The following is a 26,405-nucleotide window of genomic DNA, read 5'->3' as shown; positions in this document are numbered from 1 at the left end:
TGGTTTTTCTGGTTTTTATGGTTTTCTGATTTTTATGCTTTTCTACTTCTCTACCGTTCCTCCCGTTACCTAATTTGCTTGCTGCTCAAGCAACAGGTGATACATGTGGCTGACCAACCTCGTCATGAAGCTGGGCACTGCGTGCTGGAAGCTGCACGCAGTATACAACCGCGTACCCTGGCTTTATTTACCGGAAGGCTGTGCTTCAGCGGTGTAGCCTGTTGGAATTTCGGCCTCTGCCGTCACTTTGGTAATAACCATCGGGTACATCTTGTCAGGATCAGGCTGCAGGATAGAATATTTGACGATCGCCCGATTCTCCTTCTCCAGTTTGACTTCATCAATCTTCAATCCGTACCCCGGATGCGGCATTTCGGCAGTCAAGGTCACTTTGCTTGTTTTGTCATCCACCTTGCTGATTGTTACCTCAGGTACGATGCCTTGCTGGCCTTCCCCTGGATTCGTTGGAGCCGGTTCAGTTGAACCGCCGCCGCTATGCTGATCCACAAACTCAAGCGCATTGAAAATCATGCTTGCTGCCTCCATACGGGTAAGCGACTGATCTGGGCGAAAATTCCCGTCCTTGTCCAGCTCAATGATGTTCATATTCAGCAGGTTCTGGACCGCAGATATAGCGTCCTTACTTAGTTTATTTTCATCCTTAACTTCATTATACTTCATGATTACGGGATAATTCCCGGTTGTGCCAATTCCCTCATGCAGCAAAATAACAAATTGCTCACGTGTCATCTTGCCCTGCGGGTTCACTTCTACCGGAATGGACAGACCATTCTGAGTGGCTGCTTGCACAGCATCCGCATACCAGGTGCTCGGACTGATTTTAGTCTGAGCGGCAGCTTCCGCATATGCATTTTTCAACCCAAACGCTTTGACAATCATCTGGATACCTTGCGGCTCGGACAAAGCTGCATCTGGACGGAACAGATCGGCCGTTACTCCGTTTACAATACCTTTCGATTTCAATGAATCTACAACCGCCTTTTGCCCCTCATCCTTGATGTCGGAAAATGCAAATACCGAAGCTCCTCCTGCTGTCAAAGAAACGCAAAGTGCAAGTGTTGCAGCCAAACCTTTTTTATGTTTCATTTCCTGGCACCTCCATCATATTAGTAAAACCTTTTTATCACCTTTTCATCCCTACAGACGGGACACCCCCGGAAAATGTTTCAGTTCACTTGGCAATTGGTGAATACAATTTCATAAGCATGCATATGAATTGCTGCATATCAGCAACGTATGATATGTTGTCATATCACCTGCAGATCGTATGTAGACTGTGTACAACGTGCATTTCACCTATAGATAGGTATTCTCATTTTGAAGTGTTCCCTTGGCGTATTTCTTTTCACAGTTGCTTGTGGATCTGCTGTAAGCTTCCCGCTTTCAAGGATGAGCAGGTTCATTGACAACATCCCACATTAGCGCGAAAATATAAATAGAGAATTCATCATATGACGGATAAATTACAAACGAGTTCGCATACAGTAAGAGGGCATGACACGCTAACATCGAGGTGTCTGCCCTTTTCTTGACTTCGTTTGTATGAAACAAGCGCTCCAATCGTTCCATAGCTCTAACCAACCAAAGGAGAACCCACACCTATGTCCAAAAAAGGTTTGCTGCGCGGTTATGTGTTATCCCATTGGCCCATCTATCTCCTGGCTATTCTTTTGATCATTGCGTCCAACGTCGGCCAGGCCTCCTTGCCCCGTATTCTGGGCAGCTTCACGGATCAATTAATGCAAAACTCACTTCAGATGCAGACGGTGATTCGTTACAGCTTGTCCCTGCTTGCGGTTGCCATTGCCTACAACTTGCTGTTTGGTACTGGCCAATTCATGATTATGAAGCTGGGCCGCCGTTTCGAATTCATGACACGGGAGCGGATTTTCCGCAAATTTTCCGAGCTTAGTGAGCATTATTTTTCCAAACAGGGCAACGGCAAGCTGCTCAGCTATTTCATGAATGATGTTACCTCCGTCCGTGAAGCCATCTCGAACGGGGTTACCATGACGACCAACGCAACGTTTCTGCTGCTTTCCTGTATCGTGATGATGCTGCTGAGCGGAATTCCGCTCACACTGATCCTGATCAGCATTGTGCCCCTGCTTGCGATTCCTTTTCTGGTTGTATTCTTCGGCCCGCGAATACGAAAGCGCTCCCGGGATGTGCAGGAAGCTCTCGCCACGATGACGGAGTCTGCCGAAGAACAGCTCGGCGGTATTCGTGTGATCAAAACGTTTGCCATTGAGGACAGTGCATGTTCACGTTTTGGCGCAACGGTTGATGATATTAAAACCAAGCAGCTTCGCCTGGTTCGACTGTCTTCCCTCTTTCAAGCTGCACTCCCTTTGCTGGGCGCGTTGTCTCTCGTTGTGTCCTTGCTGGTTGGCGGCATTCTGACGATGCAGCATTCCATTACGCTGGGCAGCTTTGTTGCACTGACCTTATATTTGCGCATGATTATGGGCCCGCTCCAGCAGATTGGCAACGTGATCAATACGATGCAGCGCTCAGGGGCCTCGCTCGAAAGAGTGAATGACTTGCTCAATGAAGTACCGGATGTGCGTGAAATTGCAGAAGCAGAGACACTGCACAATGTACAGGAGATTACGATCCGGAATCTGACGTTCCATTATCCGGGCAGCACAGCTCCAGCCTTAAAGCAGATTCAGCTCCGAATTGGAGCAGGTCGTACGGTTGGCATTGTCGGCAAAACAGGTTCAGGGAAAAGCACACTGGTCAAGCTGCTTCTTCGTACATACGAGCCGCCGGAAGGCAGCATTTTCATCAATGGCACAGACATTCGTGAACTGTCACTGGACAGTCTGAGATCACGGATCGCTTATGTTCCTCAGGATGGATTTCTGTTCAGCAACACCATCCGTGACAACATTGCCTTCAGCAATCGGGAAGCACCGCTTGGTGATGTCGAGGACAGCGCCAAACAAGCAATGATCTATGAAAATATAGTCCAATTCCCTGACCGTTTCGATACGCTGCTTGGTGAACGCGGACTTACGTTATCGGGTGGACAGCGGCAACGCACCAGTCTCGCCCGCGGACTGATCAAGCAAGCCCAGATGCTTATTCTGGACGACAGCATGAGTGCCGTCGATGCGGTTACCGAGACCGGCATTCTGCGCAGTCTGCGCAAGCTGGGCAAGGGCAAGACAACCCTGATCATCTCCCATCGCATCAGCGCGGTTCGTCATGCAGACCACATTATCGTGCTGGATGAAGGACAGATTGTTGAACAGGGAAGCCATGCCGAGCTGATGGCTGCCAAAGGCCTGTACGCAGCAACCTATCGCTTGCAGGAGGAGGGATTACATCATGTCTGACGCCGAGGACAAGGAGAAGCATAAGAACAGAACGCAGCATTCAGAAGCCACAAATGATACTAACAATACAAATGACACTAACAATCAAGCCGAACCCGACTCTGACACAGTCACTGGGGATCAGCACAGTAAACGCGCTTCGTTTAAAGCGATGATGGGTTATGCCAAGCCGCATCGGTGGGCTTTCGCCGGGATTTTCTGCTGCTCCCTGCTTGGCATATCGGCAGATTTGCTGCAGCCTTATCTGGTGAAGATCGCCATCGATGACCATCTGGCTGTGGGTCAAACGAGTGTCAGCTTTCTTGTTCAGCTTGCTGCCATTTTCCTGGGGCTGGCTGTGATCAGTTTTATTTTCACGTATGTACAAAACAATCTGTTACAGCATGTCGGTCAGAGCATCGTCTCACGCATTCGTAAAGACCTGTTCCGGCACATCTCCAAAATGTCGATGTCCTTCTTCGACCGCTTTCATATCGGCAGTCTGGTGACCAATGTATCCAGTGATACAGAAACGATCAGCAGTTTTTTCACACAGGTGCTGCTTAGTCTGATCCGGGATGGCATGATGCTGGTGCTTATTATCTTTTTTATGTTTCAGCTTGATCCTGTGCTCGCCAGTTATTCACTTATCGTACTGCCCGTTATCGCCGTTGTAGCTGCTTTATTCCGCCACAGGCTGCGGAGAGCCTACCAGAATGCACGTACCCGGCTTTCGCGTCTCATTGCCTTCACTGCGGAAAACCTGTCCGGTATGTTTCTGATCCAGGCATTTCATCAGGAGGAAGAGCAGAAAAAACGGTTCAAGGAGCAGAACTCCCTACACCTGCAAGCCAACATTGCACAGGCACGTTCTAATGTGATATTTAACCGGACGTTTGACATTCTGGGTAACGCAGCTCTGGTAATGATGGTCTGGCTCGGCGGGCGGGCTGTGCTTGGTGAATCTCTGCAAGTTGGGGTGCTGTACGCATTCATCAGCTATATTCGGCAGTTCTTCCAGCCCATCAACCAGATTACGATGCAATGGAACACCTTCCAGTCTACCACCGTTTCTATGGATCGGATCTGGAACATTTTGAGCACTAAACCTGAAGTGCATGATCCCAAGCCGGGCAGCAAACCTGCTCTGGAGCCGCAGCAGGTTATGGGCCAGATTGATTTTAACGACGTGTCCTTTGGTTATCGTGCAGACCGGCCAATTATTCAAAACATGAACCTGCACCTCTATCCGGGTGAGATGGTCGGTATTGTGGGAACAACCGGCGCTGGCAAAAGCACGCTGATTTCCCTGCTCAATCGTTTCTACGATGTGAATCAGGGCAGCATTCAGATTGATGGCACCGACATTCGCCAACTTCCACAAGCTTCGCTTCACCGTATTGTCGGTCTGATTCAGCAGGAGCCTTTCCTGTTCTCAGGTACAATTGTTGATAATGTGCGAATGTTCAGAGAGGATATTACACGGGAGCAGGCGATGGAGGCTTGCCAATTCGTTGGTGCAGATGCGATGATCCGTCGTTTACCGCAAGGATACGATACTCGCCTGTCGGAGCGTGGAAGCGGACTGTCTGCCGGGGAACGGCAGCTGATTTCTTTTGCACGAATCGTCGTCTTCCAGCCCCGGGTGCTTATTCTGGATGAAGCCACCGCGAATCTCGATTCACACACCGAGCAGCTTGTGCAGCATGCACTTGAGTCCGTCTCCCAAGGCAGAACAACCATTGTTATTGCGCATCGTCTGTCCACGGTGATGCATGCCGATCGAATTCTGGTGATGGAGCACGGTGCTATTGTGGAGGAAGGATCACATCAGGAACTGGTTGCGCTGCAAGGCGTGTATGCGGATTTATACCAGCACGCACGCGAAGCCGGACAGCATTCGAGCAAGCTGGGGTAAGTACCGGCGCTTCGTAAACACCGTGATCATGACAATTCTGGTAAATGAACATGAGAAATGACAGGCTAATAAGTTGTTCACATCTCCCCCACCTAACGGCCGCCTGAACTCGTAAACTACAATATGGGCTCGCACGTCAACTGTAATATATGCTTACCGTCAAATACAATATGGCTGCACACGCCAAACATGCCGCTCTGCTCATGCAGGCGGCAATTTTACATGTGGGGCCAGGGATTACAAGGAGGAATGAATAATGCATATGCACTCTGCCTCGTCCGAACATCAGCACGGGGAAATCGGAGAAATTCGTTATCGCCGCATCACAGCCATCTGGAAAGGAAGCCTCTGCCTCCTGTTCCTTGTCCTGTGTGTGCTGCTCTTATGGATCATCGTGGCCGGGCAGACAGAAAATGTAGAGAAAATCTATTATCCTATGGCCGCGATACTCGGTATGTGGATGGTGGGACCCTTTTTCTTTATGTTCCTGAATCGCTCCCTTCAGCGTTCAACCGTACTCTTGTCATGGGATGAGCAGCATCTCCACGCCGGACACCGTGATCTCCCGTGGGACCAGATTCGCAAGATTGAGCTGACTACCCCGGCTCAGAGCAAGTGGCAGCTATCCCGCTCCCCCATGTATGCCATATATCTGAAGGATGGCACACGCGTCCATATCCACTCCGATCATCTGCTTGGAAAAAAGAGACTTCTTCACTCTTTGGCTCTGCTTCAGCAGACGTTAAGGGGACATCAAAAGATGGATCGGGACTGATCTAGCTGCTGGTGTCCTCTTCTCCTCCTGACTATGGGCTATGTTGGGGGCTCAGAAAAAACTTCATCAGACTTTCGGGAAAAGCCTGACCCTGGGAGTTTCCTTATCGGCTGGGCATCATACGGTATTCCTTGAGACAAGGGCATGAGGAGCAGACTTGCAGGACAAGTTCTACAAAGCTTCCATATAATCTTCGCTCTCTCTTATTTCCTGGACTTCTCTACACCAATGGACAGATTCACTCTATAATTGCCCAAGGGCAGCAGCGCCTCCAGCAGTTCACCCAGCTGCTCGGTCGATCCGGTCTGCACCTGCATCAGGTAACAACCTTCTCCGCTTACACGGTGGACCTCAACGATGTCCTCACGCGCTGCCACAAAAGCACGAAAGGCAGGATGTTTCTCGCCAGAGTTCAGAAATACCGTGACAAACGCCTGCAGGCCCAAGCCGACGCGTTCCGGATTCCATTTTACCGTATACCCTTCAATAACCCCCAGATCCTGCAGCTTGCGAACTCTTGCGCCAACCGCCTGCCCCGTAAGATGCACCTCTTCCCCAATCTCCTTGTTTGATCGTTTGGCATCCTGAATGAGGATCTGCAGAATACGTAAATCCGTCGCATCTATCGTTTCGTTCATGGATATTCAGCACTCCTTTCACCTTGAAAATCGTCAGGTCAATCTGCATTCAGCAGGTTATGTACGACGTGAATCGGTTTGGTTAACATATAGGATAATACTAAGAGAGAACATGAAGGAGTGCAAATGAAATGAAGATTCAATTGATTAGAAATGCCACATTGTGGCTAAAATATGCAGGTTTGAACATTCTGGTTGATCCGATGCTGATGGATGCCGAGAGCATGCCTGCTTTTCCCAATACACCAAATGATCTGCGCAATCCCCGAGTCAGCTTGCCCGATATCGAGCCCGATATTCTGAACCCCGACCTGTTGCTTGTAACGCACACGCACCCCGATCACTGGGACGAAGCCGCTGCAAGGCAGCTGCGCAAAGATATCCCGCTGATATGCCAGCCTGGGGATGAGCATATTTTCATCAAAGCCGGATTTACAAACGTAACCCCAATCGATGTACAGCATGAGCATCAATCGATACAGTTTGCTCGTACTTCAGGGCAGCACGGTACAGGTGAGATTGGCAAACGTATGGGGAATGTATCCGGCTTTGTGCTTGAAGCGGCTGGAGAACCCGTCACCTATATTGCCGGGGATACCATCTGGTGTGAGGAGCCTGCGAAAGCCATTAAAACCTATAATCCAGAGGTCATTGTTGTTAATGCCGGAGGCGCCCGCTTCCTGCAAGGTGATCCCATCACGATGGACGGCCCCGACGTCGCCGCCGTAAAACGCGCTGCACCTTCAGCCCATCTCATCGCCGTTCATATGGATGCCATCAATCACTGTATGACAACACGTACCGATCTTGCCGCTTATCTGGCATCTGAGCAGCTGGATGGGGAAGTGTTTATTCCACAGGATGGCGAAAGCCTGGAGTTTGGCGGAAAGGCTTGAATTTGAAGCTGCATAAAATATACGTTATCAGCAAAGACCGCATTGCCTGTCATCAGGGTTATGCGGTCTTTGCGTCTTGCTTTATTCGTTTCGTGCCATAGTCAAAAGATCCATTAAAACAATAGATTGGATCAACCGATAAAGCAGTGACTTAGATAAAGAGTGATAAAGTAATGGACTAGATCCCTAGATCAGACCAGCCTTCGAAAGTAAACGTGCTACCATCTGTGTAACCTCCGCACGGGTAACGAACGCATCAGGAGCCAGATCACCTTTGCTTCGACCCGTCACGATTCCCGCTTCAATCATCTGGGCTGCACCCTTGATGGCCCATGAGGAAATCCCTTTTTCCAGACCGCGGTCTGCGATAATCTGCCGAGCTTGCTGCTCAGTGATTGAAGCTGGTCCGGTTCTAAGTTCCATCGCTCTGGCTAAAAGAAGTATTGCTTCCTCACGAGTTATGTTCCGATCAGGTTGGTAACTTCCATCCGCATAACCTTGTATCAGATTATACTCGCGCGCACTGCCAACAGCTGCAGAATACCATACATTCTGTGGCACATCAGAGTACGTGCTGTTCAATGCTTTTGGTGCTATGCCCAATGCCCGGGTGATGATCACGGCAAACTCAGCGCGAGTCATATACTGATCAGGACTGAAGTTACCGTTACCTGTCCCTTCAATGATCTTTCTGGAAGCCATATCATTCACAGCATTCTGTGCCCAGTGCCCCGCTACATCGTCGAATTGAACCTGATTGAAGATAAGCGCATAGGTGCTGTTGCTTAAACTGTTGATTACTGCCTCATATCTTCCATCTCTCAGGACAATACGAGTAGGTACATGCCTTACAGTGCCGTCCGGGTTCACAACAACGCCTGTAGTGATGCCGGATTGTGTTTTCCCTTTTTCGAGAGTGATTGTTCGTTCGACATAAGTATTAAACTGATGAATATCTACAGACCGGTCTCCGTATGTCCCCCGCACCTTAAACTCAACAGGCATTCCTTGAAGACTGAACTGGTTCTGTTGAAGCGAGCGAGTCACGGCATCACTCTCTGCCTGAGAGGGTTTGCCCATCTCCACTTGGATTTTCATATCTTGCAGAGCTTTGTCGCCCCCCAAGCCTTGGGCAAGGGAATCGAGTGAAATCTGTTGTACAGGAAGGCTGTACGTTGCGAAATCGGTCTGCAGCTTCAATACGGCCTTTGACTGCTGCATATCCCGAATCATGGAGCTGTCCAGCTCTCCGATCAGCACATCTGCACCAGAAGGGACCAAAATCGTAACCAACGCGCCTGGGCCTTCAGCAGCCAGCTTCTGTTTTAATTTTTCGGGATCAACGCCGACCTTGCTTACAACCTGACCCTCTCTGGTCGTTTGAGTTAAAAAGCCGATCTGTTCGGATACACCATTCACAAGAACGTTAATGCCTTGGCTGACGGTTGTCTGTGTAGATGATGATGTACCTCCTGTTGCATTGCCTGAACCGGAGCTGCTGTCTGAGCCACCTCCACTTGAAGGTAACGCTGGAATCACTGCATTGGAAGGCGTCGATGCTAAACTGCTGCCCACCGCATTAATTGCCTTAACCGTGAACGTATAACTTGTGCCATTCGTCAAACCTGATATTGTTATTGGACTTGAGGCTCCCTTGACCTGAATATTGCCTGGTGAAGCTGTTACTTCATATTCCGTGATCGGGCTGCCTCCATCCTGACGTGGAATATCAAATGTAATGGTTGCTTGAGCGTTGCCGGTTGTTGCTTTTACATTCTTAGGCGCATGAGGAACGGTAGGGATCATCAGCCAAGGCGTTGCCTCACTGATTACACCATTTACGCTCTGTACGACATAATACTCACCGCCAGCTGGCAGATTGCCGAATCGCATTTTGCCATCGGATTGCAGTTCGGGACTATCGGAAACAAGTGTGCCGTCCGTCAAATATAAGCTGACAGTGGCTCCGGGATAGACTTCATCCACATCCAGATACCCGATGCCCACACTACCTGCAGGTTTCCGCAGGTCCACGCCGATGAAATCGGAATTGTTACTTTCTTCGCCATTTACCGTTTGAGTAACATAGTACTCTCTGCTGTCCGGTATTACGTTCTCAAAACGATACGTGCTTTCTGTAACCGGTTCAGAGGTAGCCTTCAGGGTATCGGTTTCCGCCTCATAGAGCTTCAGAACGGCACCAGAAGTGAAGCCGCTGACATCAATATATTCCGTTCCCTTTACCGCTGTCGGCCTGCCGGGCGTATTAATAGACAGCTCGATGAAGCTTGTCGTTACACTAACTACGCCGTTAATCTGCTGTTGAGCATAATATTGGGTACGTTTCTCCAAGCCTGTGAAAATAACCTTGTCCGGCTGCTGCAAGTTCGGCGTATCGGAAGAAACCAGCTCTCCACTCTTTTTGTACAAAGAAACGGTAGCTCCTGGATATACATTACTGATCGTGACTGAAATGGAATCAGCACTCGCTTCAGGGTGTCGCAACTCGGAATTTACAAATTCAGAATTCTCACTTTGCTCCCCGTTAACCGTCTGTGTGACATAATACCCTCCAGTTTTAGGCTCTACCGCTTGGAACAGGTACGGGATCTGCGTCACAGCATCTGCCGTGGCTATAAGCGAGTTATCCGACTTCTGGTAAAGCTTCAGGGTTGCACCTGATGTGAATCCGCTGACCTCGATGCTTTCCAGCTTGCCTTGAGCTACAGGCGCAACAGGAATGTCCGGTGCCACGTAAACGGTGTCTGATTCACTGATGACTTCATTAATCGTTTGCTGCACGTAGTAGTAGGTACGGCTGGTGAGATTAGGAAAGATGACTGTCCCATCTGGCTGCACATCGGGTGTATTGGAAACGAGACTTCCATCCCCCTTGTACAGAGAAACAGTGGCTTGAGGATAAATGGTGCTGACCTTGATGGAATTACCATCCACACTGGCCTGTGGGTTTGGCAAAGTAGAAGTCGTAAAATCGGAGTTTTTACTTTCTACGTTGTTAAAGGTTTGAGTTACGTAATATTGGCTCTTGCGGGGTACAACAGACTCAAACGTATACGTAGGGTCTGTTACGGGAGGTGAAGTAGCCTCCAATGTACCACCATTCACCTGGTACAGCTTCAGAATGGCCCCCGAATGAAATTCGCTGACCGTGATCTGCCCCGGTTTTCCTTCGGCTTTAGGCCTTTTAGGAGCTACCGTCACCGTATTGGAACCTTGAATAACTCCATTAATACTCTGTGTAGTGTAGTAATTTATTCCTGCCGTCACACCTTTGAACAGCACGGTGCCATCGGACTGAAGCTCTCCAGTGATGTTGACTAAGGTTCCATTGGATTCATACAGCTTTACTTCCGCTGCAGGGTATACATTGCTAACCAGCACTTCCTCTACATCCCCTGATGCTTGAGGCTTGCGCAGCTCGGAATTGACAAAGGGGGAATATCCGACGACTTCTCCATTCACCGTTTGTTTCACGTAGTACTGTTCCCTGTCAGGAACAACGGGACTAAACAGATATATGCCCCCTGTAACGGGTGTTGAAGTAGCCACCAGCTCCCCGTCAGAGACTCGATAGAGATCCAGCACCGCACCATTCGCAACATCGGATACCTCAATGCTTTCCAGCTTGGAAGTAACCGTCGGATTACTGGAGGCCGCAAGCACAACAGGCACTTTACCCCACATCGTCATCACCAAACTCACAATCATGCAAATTGCTGTAAATTTCAAAATCAGCCTTCGGTCCATAGCATCGCTCTCCCTTTTCACCTATATATACCCCTGGACGGCTTACGCGCGGAACAACCCCCGTATCACACGATTTCGTCTGGAATATACTGCTATACTATCACAAAACATATTGTATTAGTTGATATAATTCGACTTTTTTCGCTAAAAAAATTAAGATGATGGATACGCTATCATTTTTGCTTGAAAATAGTGATAAATCTATGCGAGAAACTCATTCTCGTTGGATAATAAATGCTGCTAAATTGACTCCCTGCTTGCTAACCTTGCAGCATGTAATATATTCTGGCAATCGTATATCAGTCTCGGAGACGTCTAGGCATAACTCGTTTAACCGCTCCTACATTCGAATTTGGTCTCGCAGCTCTAACGAATCGAGATGACGCTATTCGCGGCTTTTCGGCGACTTTGAAATTCTAACGAATCCAGGCGACGCTATTTGTGAGAATTCCCCCTTTTTCTGCGTAATATCAGCTCATTTCGGTGAAATAAGGTTTCTGGGAATCGTTAGATTCTGGAAGGGATGAAAAACACCTAAATAAGCTTTCCTGAGATCGTTAGCGCTTCTGAATTTTGCATTGTGCTGCCCTTGGAGAATAAACCTCCACCCACCTAGCTCACTCAGACTGCAAACTCATCCTACAAGCATCCTGTTCCTGCCGAACATTACGGCAGGGATCGCCTTCCGCTCACGGGGCGGCTTTCGCTCACCGGGCTAAAAAAAATCTGGATGCGATATTCGCATCCAGATTTTTTCACGTCACTTCGACCTTCACGTCACTTCGACCTTCGCGTCACTTCGACCTTCGCGTCACTTCGACCTTCGCGCCACTTCGACCTTCACGTCACTTCGACCTTCACGTCACTTCGACCTTCACGTCACTTCGACCTTCGCGCCACTTCGACCTTCGCGCCACTTCGACCTTCGTGCCACTTCAGTCTTCAGCCTGCTTCGGGATTCACTTTACTCTGTCCCCCTGCTTGCTCTCGTTGAAGGCTGACTTGTATTCGGTAACTTATCTTGGTGTTTTTTAGAGTTCTTTGCTCTATTGCGATCTACCTTGGCCTACAGTATTTTACCTTTCTTACGATTCCTTGCGCTTCCTTATATTCTGCTTTCGTTCCCTTATAATTCCTTCTGCTGACCTGATACCCTCTACTTTACTTTACTTTACTCTACACTACGATTAACGATTCCCTTAACTCATCACATAACTCGTACATTTCCTTTATCCGCTTACTGTACCTTCAAACGGATGACGTTCCAGGATGCCTTTGCCAGACTGGCTGTGATCAGTGTATCGGATACGGAGGCTCCACCACGGTTATGCGGAACGACACGGTCAGGCTGGGCAGCTGTGTTGCTTGCTTTGAGATCATCTGCCTCCAGCACGATATGCTCGATCAGGCTGCATTTACCGAAGCTGCGCAGATCAACCTCAAGCGGGAGAGATTCTTCCAGATGACGGTTAACCGCAAACACCGTGACCTCACCCTGCTCCTCATTATGCACTGCAATACCTTCCAGATAAGGAACGTCCGTGATTTCTTTGGTGTCATATTTAGGTGATTGAATCAGCGGTACCAACGCCGTTCCGCGACCATACACAGAGGCATGCATAAATGGATAGAAGATCGTCTGTCTCCATGAACCTCCACCTGTTTCTGTCATGATTGGAGCAATAACATTGACGAGCTGCGCCAGACAAGCCATTTTAACCCGATCCGCATGTTTCAGCATGCTAATCAGCATACAGCCTACCAGAAGCGCATCTTCATGATTATAGATGTCCTCCAGCTGCGGTGGAGCGATCTGCCACGGGTCCATTTTGGAGTCGTTCTCATGGGAGTGATACCATACATTCCACTCATCAAAGGACAAATACATTGTCTTTTTGCTGCGTTTCTTTGCTTTCATGTAATCACAAGTCGCTTTTACCGTATCAATGAAACGATCCATTTCCAATGAACGCGCAAGGAACGTTGGGGTATCATTATCCGGGTTGCCGTAATATTGGTGCAAAGAGAGATATTCGACATGATCATACGTATGATCCAGCACCGTTGCTTCCCAGTCCGGGAAGGAAGGCATGCCCAGATGCGAGCTTCCGCAGGCAACGAGTTCAATCGTTGGATCAGTCCATTTCATGACTTTGGCTGCTTCCGCAGCTGTGCGACCATATTCTTCGGCCGTTTTGTGCCCGATCTGCCAAGGGCCGTCCATTTCATTTCCCAGACACCAGGTTTTCACACCATGCGGCTGCTTGTATCCGTGCTTGATCCGAAGATCACTGTAATACGAACCTTCCGGATGGTTGCTGTATTCTACGATATTACGCGCAGCATCGACCCCGCGTGTTCCCAGGTTCACCGCCATCATCACATCGGAGTTCGCCTTTTTCGCCCAATCCACGAATTCGTTAAAACCAAATTCATTCGTTTCAATCGTTCTCCAGGCAAGCTCCAGCCTGCGTTTACGCTCGGACACAGGTCCAACGCTGTCCTCCCAATTGTAACCGGATACAAAATTGCCCCCCGGATATCGTACAATCGGCACCTGCAGCTCCTTCACCATCTCCAATACATCTGCGCGGAATCCCTGTTCATCTGCTGAACCATGTCCAGGCTCGTAAATTCCGCCATACACAGCACGTCCAAGATGTTCAATAAATGATCCATACAAACGCTTATCGACTTCACCAATTGTAAAATCTTTATCTATCGTCATTTTCGCTTTTTCCATGAATGATCTCATCTCCTCAAGATTAATAAAAAAATTAATTGATATTCTATGGATCAATGTTCATATTTATATTAAAATCGATAACACCACATATTTCAACCAGAAATTCAGAAAACATTATTCTTTTCAATGAATTTATGTTTAACTTAATTCTATAAATGAAATTGGAGGAACACCTGTGATCAGAGCAAATACCGATGCCGAATGGCTCCCATTATATGAAGCACTGGCAAGTGAAGTCCGCTTGCAGATTATCCGTCTTGTCGCCGAAACACCTATGAATGTGAAGGACCTTGCAGCATCGCTGGGGCTAAGCAGTGCAATCGTCACCATGCATGTTCGCAAGCTGCAGGACGTTGGCATCATTCAGTCCAAAATGGTTCGCAAGGACGGCGGCACACATAAAATGAACAGCCTGGCCGTGGACTGGATTGGCATCTCCATGCCCCAGGAAAGCGGCATATCCCGCAAGTTTCACGAGGTATCCATTCCTGTCGGACATTACACCCATTTCGACGTGTATCCAACATGCGGTTTAGCTACATCCACCCATGTGATCGGACAGTATGATGATCCCCGTTATTTTCTGGACCCGGACCGCATGCACGCCCACATCCTGTGGTTTGGCCGAGGATTTGTCGAGTATAAAATTCCAAATTATATGCTAAACGGGCAGCTGATCGATGCTATCGAATTATCACTGGAGATCGGCTCTGAGGCCCCCTCTGTCAATCCCAACTGGCCCTCTGACATTACGTTCACGCTGAATGGCATTCGTTTGGGTGAATGGACCAGTCCAGGCGACTCTGGCAATGGACGTGGTATCTTTACACCTGACTGGTGGAGCGATATTGTCAATCAATACGGCATGCTTAAAGTGCTGCGTATTACGCATGAAGGAACCTTTATTGATGGACAGCTTCTATCGAGCATTACACTCGCAGATATTCCTGTAGAACGCAATCTGTGGACGCTCAGGCTTTCTGTGGAAGAGGATGCCCGGCATGTAGGCGGTATGACGCTGTACGGTGAGGGTTTTGGCAACTACAATCAGGATATTTTATTCCGACTCTTCTACCACGATGGCATTCCAGCCTTGTAAAAAGAAAGCACAAAAACACCTTTCATTTGCCCTTATTCCAGGGTATTGAAAGGTGTTTTTATACCTGTGAGCTTGTCCTACAGCGCGCTGCCTCCATACAGGAAGCGGTATTCCCAATGCTTGCCGGCAATATCACTAATCGTCACACCACCGCCAGCGTTGGAATATGTATGCAGGATTTTACCGTTACCCAGATAAATACCCGTATGTGTGATCGTTGCCTTTGATTTGTTTATCCCTTTGTAAGCGGAAGCCGAAGTGCCTTTATAAGACATAAAGTACATCAGATCGCCGCGCTTCAGGTTTTTCCAATTGGTCGTAACCTGGCCTTTCTTCTTCACATACTCTCCTTGCTGACGTGAATCAGCCGGGAGTGTGACGCCCAGTCCATCAATGAAAGCTCGCCGTACAAAGCTGGAGCAGTCAAACACAGATGTGCTGTTGCGGTCTGCTGCATATTTATAAGGTGTCCCCATATACTTCATTCCAGCCGCAATAACCTTCTCTACTGCCGCGCTTCCTTTGACCGCTGAACCGTTGTTGGCATTAGAAATGGCTGAATTCGAACTGCTTGAACCGTTACCGGTCCCTTTGTTCTCAGCTGTTGTATCCTGATTCACCGGCTGAGTGTATTTGGATGAGGACGAGATGTAGCCTGTCCGATTAGCCGAATCTTTAATTTTATACCAGTCTGAACCGGATTGCTCCAGCACAGTTACCGTTTCTCCTTTGGATACCATCCGAATAACTTTTGCCGATGTCGTTGGTGAGGTTCGAAGGTTTACACCCCAGATGACTTCTGCTTTGGATTGATCTGCCGCTGCTGCGGATACCTGTCCTGTGAGTGCTGCCGTTGTCAGACTTCCCATCAGCATCGCTGCCGTTACACTTGCCGTAACAATGGTATTCTTCCAGTTCATGATGTCGTGTCCCTCCGAATATTACAGAATTTTAACCAGGAAGACATCTTCCCGGCTCGCCTTATTGTAAACGGGCATTCCATAACGTTCATCAGCCCAAAGTCCTGCAAGGATTTATCCAAGCTTGAGCACATCGCATCAGGGAAAACGTTCTTTCACTGGAAAAATAGAGCACACATGGCCTGAATTCAAAGGTTAAATTATTGTAACCAATTGATATACCTTCGATTGCCGCGTTTTGGTCATGTATGCCTTCTGTTCCCCCGCTATGCAACCCGCGAACTAGATTTTAATATTTCGCTGCAGCTGAATTGGAAAACATTACTACGTTTCATTCCACTCTCTTCTGGAATCCCTCCTTCACATTTGAAAATATATGGATTGGCAAACATGAAAAACCGGGGATTTCTCCCCGGCTTTCAGCTTGAGCTTATCAACAGCAATTCGAATGATGCGTTGGACGTTTCCATCCCCAATTCCTGAAACCAGCCCGGCACTCCATCATCTCTTGCTGATTAAGGCTCCATCCCCCACACTTTCACACCGTCCTGATACGCTGTCACTTTGGTCCAGGCACCAAAAGCGGATTGAGTAGCATCAAAGGAATAATCATTGGATTGATCAAAATTCGTCCAGTTGTTCTTCGAGAAACGGGTCTGGATGATGCCGGTCTCAGCGCCAGCTGCCAGACTTCCCGCACCCGCAGAGAAGCTGATCTCCAGATACGTATCTGCTGTGCCTTTGGCTGGCTGTACAGCAGCAAAGGTGCCCTGTACATTGGCACTGCCGAGCTGTGCATAGTCACACCAGAAGCTCAGATCCGCTGCGCTGTCCTTCGTGAAATAATAACGCACCTTCACCTTGCTCAGATCAATTGCCGTTGTACCTGTATTTTTCAGATTAAATTGTGGTGTAATCGCATTGCCCGAAGCACTGGACCCTCCATTGCGATACTGCACTTCCAGCGTTCCCGTTGAGATCGGAGCAGCCATCGGTGTCAGCACAACGACGTTAGAGTTAGTCTGACCACTCGCATTCGTTGCAACCACTCTGTAGTTATAAGCTGTTCCGTTCACCGCCGTTGTATCGGTATAGGTTAATGCCGTCAAACCTGTTGCAAGGTTGGCATATGCCCCCGTGCCCGTCGAGCGCTGCACCGTATAGGTTGCTGCTCCGGTCGAGGCCGTCCAGTTCAGCACAGCCTGTGCGTCTCCAGCCGTTCCACTCAGAGTAAATACTCCCGGCACGGTCACTCCGGCCTGCGGTGTTGCCGTAACCTGTGCGGATGGTGCAGATTCCCCAGCACTGTTGACTGCTGTAATTACATAATAATATGCTGTTCCATTCGTCAGTCCGGTGTCAGTAAAGGTAGAGCCTGTTACTCCAGTCGCTACGGAGGTGTATGGACCACCGTTTACTGTTGCGCGTTTCACACTGTATGAAGTCGCTCCTGCAGCTGCATTCCAGTTCAACACAACCTGCTTATCCCCACCAGCAGCGGTTACACCGGCAGGTGCAGCTGGCACTTGAACTCCTGGCGTGCTGCTGTCGCCAAGAAGACGGTCGAATTCACCATAAGCGGTAGCCATATCGACCTGTGACCAGAAACGGTGATACGTAAAGGTCGGTGCACCATTTTCCCACTTCTTCGTGGTTGGGTTGTATGATGTTTTGTACAGGTTATCCAGATATGCCCACGCCGGGTCCTGCTTGATCGCTGGACGCAGATCGGAGTATCCGATGTACACACCGTTTCCGCCTTTGGCCGGATCGGAAGGTACACCTGCTGTACCCGGAATGGTGTTTCCTTGACCGAACGTACCAGACCAGTTGGCCGGGATATAGATCTCTTTGGCGAAGTAGCGGAAATAATCTGCACGCTCCTCTTCCGTAACAATACCAACCCCATCATTGTAATCCCAAGCTGTATTCAGCAGATTCTGAGCCAATTCCTTGGCTTCCTGCCCCTTTACACTTAGAGAACCGTTCTCTGCCTCGGTTCCAGCCGCGAAGAACGTCAGCGCTTTAATATAACTTCCCAGTACCCCGGTATCCTGCACCGGGCCTTTGGTTATCGCATGGAAGTTCGGATTGTTCGTATATGTGCTGAATCCATTCCATTTATCCGGCTGCCCTTGCCATTCCTGATTCCCTGGAATCCAGAACTCGCCTGGGGCAGGTGTTGTTGCTACTTGAACGTTCGTTCCACCGAGAATCCGCTGTCCAGCCGCATTCAAATAATACCCTTCTGCATCTGTTACTGGACGCTCGTCAACAAACACATAATCCTTCGTCCAGTCAACCCACTTCGTAATGACCTTCTTGGCCATCTGGAAATTCTCTGAAGTCAGGTCGCCGCTCTCTGCCAAAATATAATACATCTCCGCTACACGCTCCAGCGGCCATGCCTGGAATCCAAACCAAGTGTTTGAATCCGGATCACGGTATACAGGTGCTTCCTGGTAAGCCATGTCATAGAAGGTGCTAACCCCTGCAGGATATGCCGCGTAGGAACCACCAATGCTGTTCGTTGCCCCGCCGCCGATTGCACCTTCATGGGATTGCAGCCATGTATAGAATTCCAGCTGGCGTTTCAGCGTAGCGTTCCAGTCTGCTTTCGCTGTAGGCGAATCAGGAATCAAGCCACCTGCCGGGTCAGACAGTGCATAAGCTGCAACCGGGTTTTGGTAAGCCTGATGGGTGTGGCTCGCTCCGATCCGCCAAGCCCAGTCTCCACCTTGGCCCAGACCACCGCCCCATGACGTGTACCAAGCCATCAGATACATGTTGGAATCCTTACCTGTACCCGGTGTAGGTGTACCATTCTTCGCACTTCCAACCTTCTGGAAATACTTGTCGTACATGCCGTACCGCAGATAATCCCCCATCTTCTTTGCTTTATCCAGATATTCCGAATTGTTGTAGCCCATTTCTTTGGCCCAATACAGCACCTGAACTGCACGAGCATCTGCATCCGTTGCGTTTGTGTAACGCCACTGTGCGGATGGTGCCTGATTTTCCTTTGTGAAAAGACTCATGAAACCTTCGCCTGATTTTCCAAAGGACTTATCATCCTGAGATGGATGAGGGATCGCTTCCCACACCGACTCCTGCTCACCGCGCTGGAACGTATTCACATACGTTGACGTATGGGAAGGATTTAGCAGATTGCCGTAGCCATACCAGTTATCCACGTCAATCAGCCAGTGCATCAGGTACGTCTGGTTGTTGCCATAAGTTGCCTTGAGCTCGGCATCTAACGGATCCTTCCCTGCGGCATATTGACCATTTAGATTGGATGGATATTGATCAGGGAATGGTTTTTCCGCTGCATAGGTTGCAGGGCTGTTCGGATTGTACTTGCTCATCGTTGGCTGTTCCTCTTTGCCGTCGCCTTCATTGACTGGAATAATATACTTCTCCATGTTATCCCAGGCTGCTTCAAGTTTGGACCAGTCTCCCGTGTAGTGACCATACATCGTCTCAAGCCATAACCAGTAGCTGTATGCTTCCGAAGTGGACATATGTCCGTAATCAGGGGCCTCACTCATCAGCGTTTCAATGGAGTGATACGGAATGCCTTCGGCAGAGAAGTACCCGTTCGCCGGGTCCTTCAACTGAGCATATAATTGCAGAAAGCGTGTTTCGTTAATTCCATCAGCCTGAATTTCAATTGCCTGATCGGCAGCATGCGCCGTTTGAGAACCCGTCCAGAGTCCTGTGTAACCGGTCAGCATGACAGTTCCCGCCAACATGGCCGTTAAACTCTTTTTTGCAGCTGTCTTCAACATGAATATATACCTCCCTGGATTAGTGAAAAATAATATCACTGCTGCTCGTCTATCCCCGCAGTTGCTCCATTTTTGAACTATTCAATTTTGAAATATTGCATAGCCTTCTGCACTTCCATCTGCATGCATCGCTTTATGCTTTATGGCTCCAGTCCCCATACCTGGGTATTGCCCTGATATGCCGTCACTTTGTTCCAAGCAGCAAAAGCGGTTTTGGAAGCATCGTAGGAATAGTCATTGCTTTGATCAAACACACTCCAGTTGTTTTTGGAGAAACGTGTCTGAATTACACCTGTCTCCGCCCCGGGAGCCAGGCTTCCTGCTCCAGAGGTGAAGCTGATCTCCAAATACGTATCCGCAGTACCTGTCACCGGATTCACCGCTACAAACTTACCCTGCACGTTGGCTGAACCCACCTGCGCGTAATCACACCAGAAGGACAACTCCTCTGTGCCGTCTTTGGTAAAGTAGTAACGGATCTTCACTGTGCTCAGATCAATGGCCTGAGTGCCGGTATTTTTCACATTAAATTGTGGGGTGATGGCATTGCTCGAATTACCTGAGCCTCCGCTTCGATACTGCACCTCAAGCGTCCCCGTCGAAGCAGGAGGCCCGGAAGGCGTTAGCATAACCACGTTGGACAACGTCTGCCCGCTTGCATTTACTGCAACCACACGATAACTGTACGACGTGCCATTAAGGGAGGTCGTGTCGTTGTAAGTCAGCACGGTCAATCCAGTTGCCACATCAGCATACGCTCCACCTGCAGCAGCACGCTGCACAGTGTAGCTCGAAGCCCCTGATGCTGCGGTCCAGGACAACATGTTTTGGTTATTGCCAGCTGTCCCGCTTAATGTCAGTGCTCCTGGCACCGTCGATGCTGCTTGAGGCATTCCTGACACCTGCACAGATGCTGGGGATTCCCCGGCGGTATTCACAGCAGTCACGATGTAATAATACGTTGTGCCATTCGTTAGTCCCGTATTGGTGTAAGTCAGTCCATTAATACCTGTGGCTACGGTTGTATAAGGGCCTCCGCTAACCGCGGCACGCTTCACCGTATACGATACAGCTCCGGCAGAAGCTGACCAGTTCAGCGCCACCTGGCTATTCCCGGCTACCGCCTGCACACCGGCAGGAGCAGTTGGAACGGTAACAGGGGTAACGCCTGGCTCCTGTCCAAACACCTTCACTCCGGCATCGTAGACAGGAATGTAGTTGCTTTTCACCGGATTGCCTGTCGACAGGTTCTGATATGAAGGATCATTCGCGGGATTCCATGCACCCTGCGGTCCTGTAATTCGGAACTGAACCTCTTTGCGATAATTGCCCTCCCCGCCCGGGTAGATTTTGGTATTGCTGAAGTTTGCTGTAATGGCATAGATCCGCTTGGAGGCATCCACCACAACGGGCTGTGAAACGGTTGCCCCTTCGCTAGACGATACTGTAACCTGAACATCGGATACGGTGCGTCCTGCAGCATACACCTCGCTCAGATCAAGGAAATATTTAAAGGAGAGCTGATCGCCCATACGTGCAGGCCAACCTGAGCGGTTGTTAAGCAGTGCGCGGATTTCCGTGTAATTAGAGCCGGATGAGCGTACAGCGGCCTCCACGAAATACTCATCACCTTTGACCTCCGGTGCAGGGAAGTTTGCAAGCGGCTGATGATTCTGTCCGTACAGCAGATTCATCTTCGCGAGTGCCCCGGTAAACCCGGCATTGTAATCGGTCGCTACCTCATTGCTTACATAGTCCCCGATATCATCCGTATATTGATCTGACGCATTCGGTCCTCCCACCATCGCGCCGTATAAAATATGACGGTGATCCGCCGGAATATCTTCGTTATTCATCCATGAGCTGTGAGCCGTCCGATGATGCGGATGCTGCGGCGGATTTTGCCCATATCCGACAACATAACTGCTCTGACGAGGGTTATCTCCTAAAATGTAGTTGATCTGTGAAGCAGCAAAATTTTGGTATCTGGATTTTTTCACAGGGTCACTGACCCAATCGGAATATACAAAAGAGATAAAGGCAGCGTTCGCCGCATATCGAAGCGAGCCCCATTGATCAAGCCAGGCCAGACCACCAGGGGTGTATTTGACACGGCCTCCATTCGTTCCTACCGTCCAGTAATCCAGATTTCGTTCGGTAGACTGAATGAACTTCGTTGCTTCTGGCATATTCAGACTGGAAGTAATTCGGGCGAGCAGAATCTGGGCACCATAGTGCTTGCTATCCCAGCCCTGTGTCCAGGTATACGGCCAGTTAGCCGAACCACCGCTCGTAGACCAGCGATCTGCAGCGGACAGTGCTTTGGACAAGTAAGCGTTATCATTTGTTGCTAAATAAAGCCATGCTCCGCCCCATGCCAGTTCATCCTCATATCCGGTCCAGGAATTATAGAATGCAGTAGCATCGGTAATACAATCGGTATATTTTCCCCGATATGTATCTGCAAAGTTGTACAATTCTTTCGCATGCTGGAGCAGCTTCGCCGAGTATGCCGGGTCATCATCAGCAAATACGATAGAGGAAGCCGCCAGTGCAGCAGCCGTTTCTGCCGCCAGATCACTTCCCGGACAGGACGCATCAATTTTGAACGAAGGACGGTTCATCTGCATGACCTCGGCAGGCCCCCACCAGGCATGATCCGTGTTCCCTGCTCCAACTTGTCCCCATAATTCGTTTGGTTTCGTATGCGCTTTCACAAAATAGTCGGTTGCCCACCGTATATTATCCTTGATCTCCTCCAGCTGTCCCGCCTGTTCATAACCATCCGCATATTCCACTACAGACCAGGCAAGCATCGTAGCTGAAGCAGCCATCGGAAAACCAAACTTCACATGATCCCCGGCATCATACCAACCGCCAGTAAGATCTACGCCAACATCCGCCCCGTCCTGCATTCCCGAGTCACCACGCCACTCAACCCGATTATTCGCAGGTAAAGGTCCTGAACGCTGTGCTTCATAGAAATAAATGGCCTTTTGAAGAGCTTCGGCATAGTTATGATCTCCAGCGGCCGCATCCGCCTGACGTAATCCTGTATTCATCGAAAAGCTCCCTGCCAGCAGTCCTGCCGATAATGTCGCTATTGCAACTCGTCTCCACCAGCTCCCTTTCATCGATACGATTCATCTCCTTTTCTTGAAAGTTCCGCTTGAAAACTTGTAGGTTTCGAAGTACATGCGCTCCTCTCTATGGTGGTAACTCTATATAACTTCCACCATTAATTACCATTATAGTCTTTTGTGCAGCTTGCAATATCAACATTGGTGACTTCTGAAATAACATTGTTGTGACCTTCAGGTGGCGTGTTATGACAAAAAAGCTGTTTCTCAACCGGAAATCCCGGGAGAAACAGCTCTTTTCTGCTCTGTATTTGAACACTACACTCTGAATTTGTTGACTTGACCCTGTAACTCCTCTGCCATTTTGGACAACAGGCTTGCAGAGGAAGCAATCTCTTCCATGGAAGCCAGCTGCTCTTGTGTAGCCGCGGATACGTTGTGTACAGAACCTGCCGCTTCTCCGGCAATATTCGAAATCTGATTCACATAACTCACGACCTCATTCGTACTTGCTGACATCTCCTCAGAACCCGCGGATACTTCCTCGATCTCCCCTGCTACCTTATTGGCAGCGCCTGAAATCTGTTCAAAGGCTTGTCCGGCTGCAGCAACCAGTTCTATTCCCGCTTCCGTTTCGTTACTGTTTACCTTCACAGCCTCTACAGCATGATTCGTGTCCTGCTGAATCAGCTGAACAATCTCTGAGATCTGTTGGGCTGAAGCAGAAGATTCTTCAGCCAGCTTGCGCACTTCTCCCGCAACGACAGCAAAACCTCGGCCATGCTCTCCTGCACGTGCCGCTTCAATCGCGGCATTCAAAGCGAGCAGATTGGTTTGGCGCGCAAGGTTGTTGATCACTTCAGTAATCGTTCCGATCTCGGCTGAACGCTCACCGAGCCCTGTAACCAGTTCTCTCAGTGAAGCAATGGAATTACGAACGGTTCCCATCTGTTCAACCGCCTGCTGAATAATCTTGTTGCCTTCCGCAGATTGATTTGCTGCATCCACAGCAGACACAGATACGCTTTGAGCCAATTCCGCTATCTGTTCAGAGCCCAGAGCCATCTCGTTCATCGCCTGGGATGAACGCTTCACGATATCCACCTGATTGGTTGTTCCTACAGACAATTCCTCAACCGTCTCGGTGATCTGCTCCGAAGCTCTCGTATTTTGCTCCGCGCTGGCCAGAAGCTCTTCAGATGAAGCCGCAACCTGCTCCGATGTCTCCGATACGGATTGAATCATGGAACGAAGATTAGCACTCATTGTATTAAAGGCTGTAGCCAGCACACCTAGCTCATCCCTGTTCTTGAGAGCTATTGCCTCACCTGTCAGATCACCATCCGCAATTGCTGTAGCGGCCTCTGTCATCTTTTTGAGTGGACGTGAGATCATACTTGCAATGAAGAAAGCAATGAACAATGCAAGCAGTGTTGCCACAATCGCTACGCTTAAAATGATATTAAATGTATTCTCAGCAAGTTTGACAGATTCAGCAGCGATTTCTTTTGCTCCATTATTTCCCAGGTTAATCAACTGTGTAATACTATCGTTAGCCGCATACCATAGCGGATATGACTCTGTATGCAGTTTGCTGGCTGCAAGATAGTCATTTTTCAGACCATATTCGATAAAAGACGGCTGTTTCTGCAGATACGCATCATAATTTGTGGAGAACTGCTCGTACAACTTCTCTGCCTCGGTATTTCCCTTGATTAAGGGAAGCAGCTCTTTACGCTCATCCTCGATCTTGGCAAGCACCACGTTTAACGCTTCATTCAGCTTCTCGGTTTCGCCTGAATCCTGCTCAACGATGACGGCAAGTGCCAGCCGCTCCACATCCGAGACATCACCATTCATAATGCCAAGCAGGCTTACACTCGGCATCCAGGTTTTGTTGATTTGTCGAGATTGATCAGCCATTGTGAAAACTGAAATCAGCGTGTATACACTCACAAAGATAAGTAATGCTAAAACAATTGAAAAACCGGCTAACAATTTCCCCCTGATCGTAAACCTCATTTTGCCCCGTACGTTCCCCCGTACTTTTTCCATTATCCCACTCCTCCAACTTGGCGCGTTAAACTAATACATCTGTATAATATATCGACATGTATAGTGCTCAATTGAATATATGACATTAGCAATCCATAAAATTTCATTTAACAGGAATAATGGGACACGTCGAAGGAGATAAAATCCAAGCTATTAGAAGGTAAAAAGCGGTGCTGAAATATCACATTGTATGTAATGCGAATCAAATAAAAACAAATTGTCGGTTAAACTATAGTTTTTTCTTATTTTTCGGAATTAAAGAGGACATAACTCTTTCTTTTTGTTAAAATATTTTGGGTGCTGTTCAGTTCTTACATAGAAAGGTGAAGATTATGCTTAAAAGATGGTTGTGGGGGACAGTCCTGACCTTGGTCCTTGCTGTAACGGGTGTCATTATTTATTACGGATATTCGATTGTTCATTTTGCCAATAGCATCTCAACGGTCACCAGTGCTTCGTCCTCCAATGATGGTTCAGACAAGGATGAAAACTCGAATGCGTCTCTGGTCCAAATCCCCAAGTGGGAGGGGCAGGAGCGCGTCAACATATTACTAATCGGCGGTGACTCCAGAGGTGATGATGCGGGACGTTCAGATTCCGTGATGGTCGCTTCTATTGATCCCGTTTCCAAAAAAGCTCATCTATTCTCCGTGCTGCGTGACAGCTATGTTGATATTCCGGGACATAGCAAAAGCCGCCTTAACGCCGCTTTCTCCTACGGAGGAGCTGAATTAACGAAACAAACGGTCAGCAACCTGCTGGGCATACCTATCCAGCACTACGTCTACACAGACTTTACAGGTTTCATAGCGCTGGTTGATGCACTCGGCGGGATTGATATTGATGTCGAGAAAGATATGTATTATACAAGTAAAGCGGATAAACATATGTATGACATTGACCTGAAAAAAGGATTGCAGCATATGGACGGAAAAACAGCCCTTCAATATGTACGCTTCCGGCATGATGCCACATCCGATTTTACAAGAACACAACGGCAGCGCATCTTTATGACCGAGCTCGCGAAGAAAATGCAGAGCAGCACTTCACTCTTCAAAGTCCCGGAGATCCTTGAAGCCGTTGCTCCCTATATTCAAACCGATCTCAGTCCCGCACAGATGCTGAAGCTGGCTTCGCTCGGCTTTGATATTCGTGTAAACGAAATGAATCAGCATCAGATTCCACCCAACAAACTCCTAACAAATGAACGTGCTGGTAGCGCTCAAGTACTCGGTGTGAACGTACCCAAACTTCAAGCCTACATTCAGAAATTGTTTGAAGAAGACCATTCGGATTCGAACGAAACAGAGACTGGACAATCAACATCAAACGAATGAGCAGCATCTGCGCGATGCTGATTTCCTGGTAAGAGACG

The 26,405-nt window shown here is 48.8% G+C and carries 14 protein-coding genes; 6 read left to right on the top strand and 8 right to left on the bottom strand.

The features are described from left to right. Positions 1-183: 183 nt before the first annotated feature. Positions 184-1,107 (bottom strand): S-layer homology domain-containing protein, encoded by a 924-nt coding sequence (locus ACQSGY_RS16795; protein ID WP_427052717.1) that lies wholly within the window; start codon positions 1,105-1,107, stop codon positions 184-186. A gap of 515 nt (positions 1,108-1,622) precedes the next feature. On the opposite strand from ACQSGY_RS16795, the gene ACQSGY_RS16790 reads away from it, so the two are divergent. From ACQSGY_RS16790 to ACQSGY_RS16780, 3 genes are all read left to right on the top strand, one after another. Next, on the top strand, positions 1,623-3,365 hold the full coding sequence (locus ACQSGY_RS16790) for an ABC transporter ATP-binding protein (protein ID WP_427052716.1): 1,743 nt from the start codon (positions 1,623-1,625) through the stop codon (positions 3,363-3,365). Then, on the top strand, positions 3,358-5,262 hold the full coding sequence (locus ACQSGY_RS16785; RefSeq protein WP_427052715.1) for an ABC transporter ATP-binding protein: 1,905 nt from the start codon (positions 3,358-3,360) through the stop codon (positions 5,260-5,262). The genes ACQSGY_RS16790 and ACQSGY_RS16785 overlap by 8 nt, the downstream gene beginning before the upstream one ends. A gap of 256 nt (positions 5,263-5,518) precedes the next feature. Next, positions 5,519-6,037, top strand: coding sequence for a hypothetical protein (locus tag ACQSGY_RS16780; RefSeq protein WP_427052714.1), 519 nt, complete (start codon positions 5,519-5,521; stop codon positions 6,035-6,037). 203 nt (positions 6,038-6,240) lie between these two features. On the opposite strand, the gene ACQSGY_RS16775 is transcribed toward ACQSGY_RS16780, so the two are convergent. Continuing rightward, positions 6,241-6,675: an Lrp/AsnC family transcriptional regulator gene (locus ACQSGY_RS16775; protein ID WP_111268715.1), complete on the bottom strand. Its 435-nt coding sequence runs from the start codon at positions 6,673-6,675 to the stop codon at positions 6,241-6,243. 131 nt (positions 6,676-6,806) lie between these two features. Here ACQSGY_RS16775 and ACQSGY_RS16770 point away from each other — a divergent pair, with 131 nt between their 5' ends. Then, on the top strand, positions 6,807-7,571 hold the full coding sequence (locus ACQSGY_RS16770) for an MBL fold metallo-hydrolase (protein WP_111268714.1): 765 nt from the start codon (positions 6,807-6,809) through the stop codon (positions 7,569-7,571). Positions 7,572-7,757: 186 nt separating this feature from the next. Here ACQSGY_RS16770 and ACQSGY_RS16765 read toward each other — a convergent pair whose 3' ends face one another. Together ACQSGY_RS16765 and ACQSGY_RS16760 are read right to left on the bottom strand one after the other, a co-directional pair. After that, entirely contained in the window at positions 7,758-11,300 is a 3,543-nt protein-coding gene (locus ACQSGY_RS16765; RefSeq protein WP_427052713.1) for an S-layer homology domain-containing protein, read from the bottom strand. 1,276 nt (positions 11,301-12,576) lie between these two features. Further along, positions 12,577-14,082 carry an alpha-N-arabinofuranosidase gene (locus ACQSGY_RS16760; protein ID WP_111268712.1) on the bottom strand — a complete coding sequence of 502 codons (1,506 nt, stop codon included), beginning with the start codon at positions 14,080-14,082 and terminating at the stop codon, positions 12,577-12,579. 181 nt (positions 14,083-14,263) lie between these two features. Between ACQSGY_RS16760 and ACQSGY_RS16755 the strand changes: the two genes are divergently transcribed. After that, positions 14,264-15,184 (top strand): ArsR/SmtB family transcription factor, encoded by a 921-nt coding sequence (locus ACQSGY_RS16755; RefSeq protein ID WP_420873318.1) that lies wholly within the window; start codon positions 14,264-14,266, stop codon positions 15,182-15,184. A 77-nt stretch (positions 15,185-15,261) separates the two neighbouring features. Here ACQSGY_RS16755 and ACQSGY_RS16750 read toward each other — a convergent pair whose 3' ends face one another. From ACQSGY_RS16750 to ACQSGY_RS16735, 4 genes are all read right to left on the bottom strand, one after another. Then, positions 15,262-16,104 (bottom strand): C40 family peptidase, encoded by an 843-nt coding sequence (locus tag ACQSGY_RS16750; RefSeq protein WP_111268710.1) that lies wholly within the window; start codon positions 16,102-16,104, stop codon positions 15,262-15,264. A gap of 515 nt (positions 16,105-16,619) precedes the next feature. Next, the gene (locus ACQSGY_RS16745; protein ID WP_111268709.1) at positions 16,620-19,895 is read right to left on the bottom strand and encodes a glycoside hydrolase family 48 protein; all 3,276 of its coding nucleotides are present in this window, start codon (positions 19,893-19,895) and stop codon (positions 16,620-16,622) included. A 140-nt stretch (positions 19,896-20,035) separates the two neighbouring features. Then, entirely contained in the window at positions 20,036-22,957 is a 2,922-nt protein-coding gene (locus ACQSGY_RS16740; protein ID WP_427179461.1) for a glycoside hydrolase family 9 protein, read from the bottom strand. Between the two features lie 336 nt (positions 22,958-23,293). Beyond that, on the bottom strand, positions 23,294-24,997 hold the full coding sequence (locus tag ACQSGY_RS16735) for a methyl-accepting chemotaxis protein (RefSeq protein WP_427179459.1): 1,704 nt from the start codon (positions 24,995-24,997) through the stop codon (positions 23,294-23,296). Positions 24,998-25,362: 365 nt separating this feature from the next. Here ACQSGY_RS16735 and ACQSGY_RS16730 point away from each other — a divergent pair, with 365 nt between their 5' ends. Next, on the top strand, positions 25,363-26,367 hold the full coding sequence (locus ACQSGY_RS16730) for an LCP family protein (RefSeq protein ID WP_427052712.1): 1,005 nt from the start codon (positions 25,363-25,365) through the stop codon (positions 26,365-26,367). Positions 26,368-26,405: the final 38 nt, after the last annotated feature.

Origin of the sequence: Paenibacillus sp. TC-CSREp1, assembly GCF_050171015.1 — a bacterium.
Taxonomy (GTDB): domain Bacteria; phylum Bacillota; class Bacilli; order Paenibacillales; family Paenibacillaceae; genus Paenibacillus; species Paenibacillus silvae.
The sequence above is the reverse complement of the archived record's forward strand: the minus strand, read 5'-3'. Positions and strand labels throughout refer to the sequence as shown.

What these genes read in the sequence shown, in the direction of transcription:
- ACQSGY_RS16730 (WP_427052712.1), top strand. Translation starts at nt 25,363, where the DNA reads ATGCTTAAAAGATGGTTGTGGGGGACAGTCCTGACCTTGGTCCTTGCT.
- ACQSGY_RS16790 (WP_427052716.1), top strand. Translation starts at nt 1,623, where the DNA reads ATGTCCAAAAAAGGTTTGCTGCGCGGTTATGTGTTATCCCATTGGCCC.
- ACQSGY_RS16745 (WP_111268709.1), bottom strand. Translation starts at nt 19,895, where the DNA reads ATGTTGAAGACAGCTGCAAAAAAGAGTTTAACGGCCATGTTGGCGGGA.
- ACQSGY_RS16770 (WP_111268714.1), top strand. Translation starts at nt 6,807, where the DNA reads ATGAAGATTCAATTGATTAGAAATGCCACATTGTGGCTAAAATATGCA.
- ACQSGY_RS16780 (WP_427052714.1), top strand. Translation starts at nt 5,519, where the DNA reads ATGCATATGCACTCTGCCTCGTCCGAACATCAGCACGGGGAAATCGGA.
- ACQSGY_RS16775 (WP_111268715.1), bottom strand. Translation starts at nt 6,675, where the DNA reads ATGAACGAAACGATAGATGCGACGGATTTACGTATTCTGCAGATCCTC.
- ACQSGY_RS16735 (WP_427179459.1), bottom strand. Translation starts at nt 24,997, where the DNA reads ATGAGGTTTACGATCAGGGGGAAATTGTTAGCCGGTTTTTCAATTGTT.
- ACQSGY_RS16765 (WP_427052713.1), bottom strand. Translation starts at nt 11,300, where the DNA reads ATGATTGTGAGTTTGGTGATGACGATGTGGGGTAAAGTGCCTGTTGTG.
- ACQSGY_RS16750 (WP_111268710.1), bottom strand. Translation starts at nt 16,104, where the DNA reads ATGAACTGGAAGAATACCATTGTTACGGCAAGTGTAACGGCAGCGATG.
- ACQSGY_RS16740 (WP_427179461.1), bottom strand. Translation starts at nt 22,957, where the DNA reads ATGAATACAGGATTACGTCAGGCGGATGCGGCCGCTGGAGATCATAAC.
- ACQSGY_RS16795 (WP_427052717.1), bottom strand. Translation starts at nt 1,107, where the DNA reads ATGAAACATAAAAAAGGTTTGGCTGCAACACTTGCACTTTGCGTTTCT.
- ACQSGY_RS16785 (WP_427052715.1), top strand. Translation starts at nt 3,358, where the DNA reads ATGTCTGACGCCGAGGACAAGGAGAAGCATAAGAACAGAACGCAGCAT.
- ACQSGY_RS16760 (WP_111268712.1), bottom strand. Translation starts at nt 14,082, where the DNA reads ATGGAAAAAGCGAAAATGACGATAGATAAAGATTTTACAATTGGTGAA.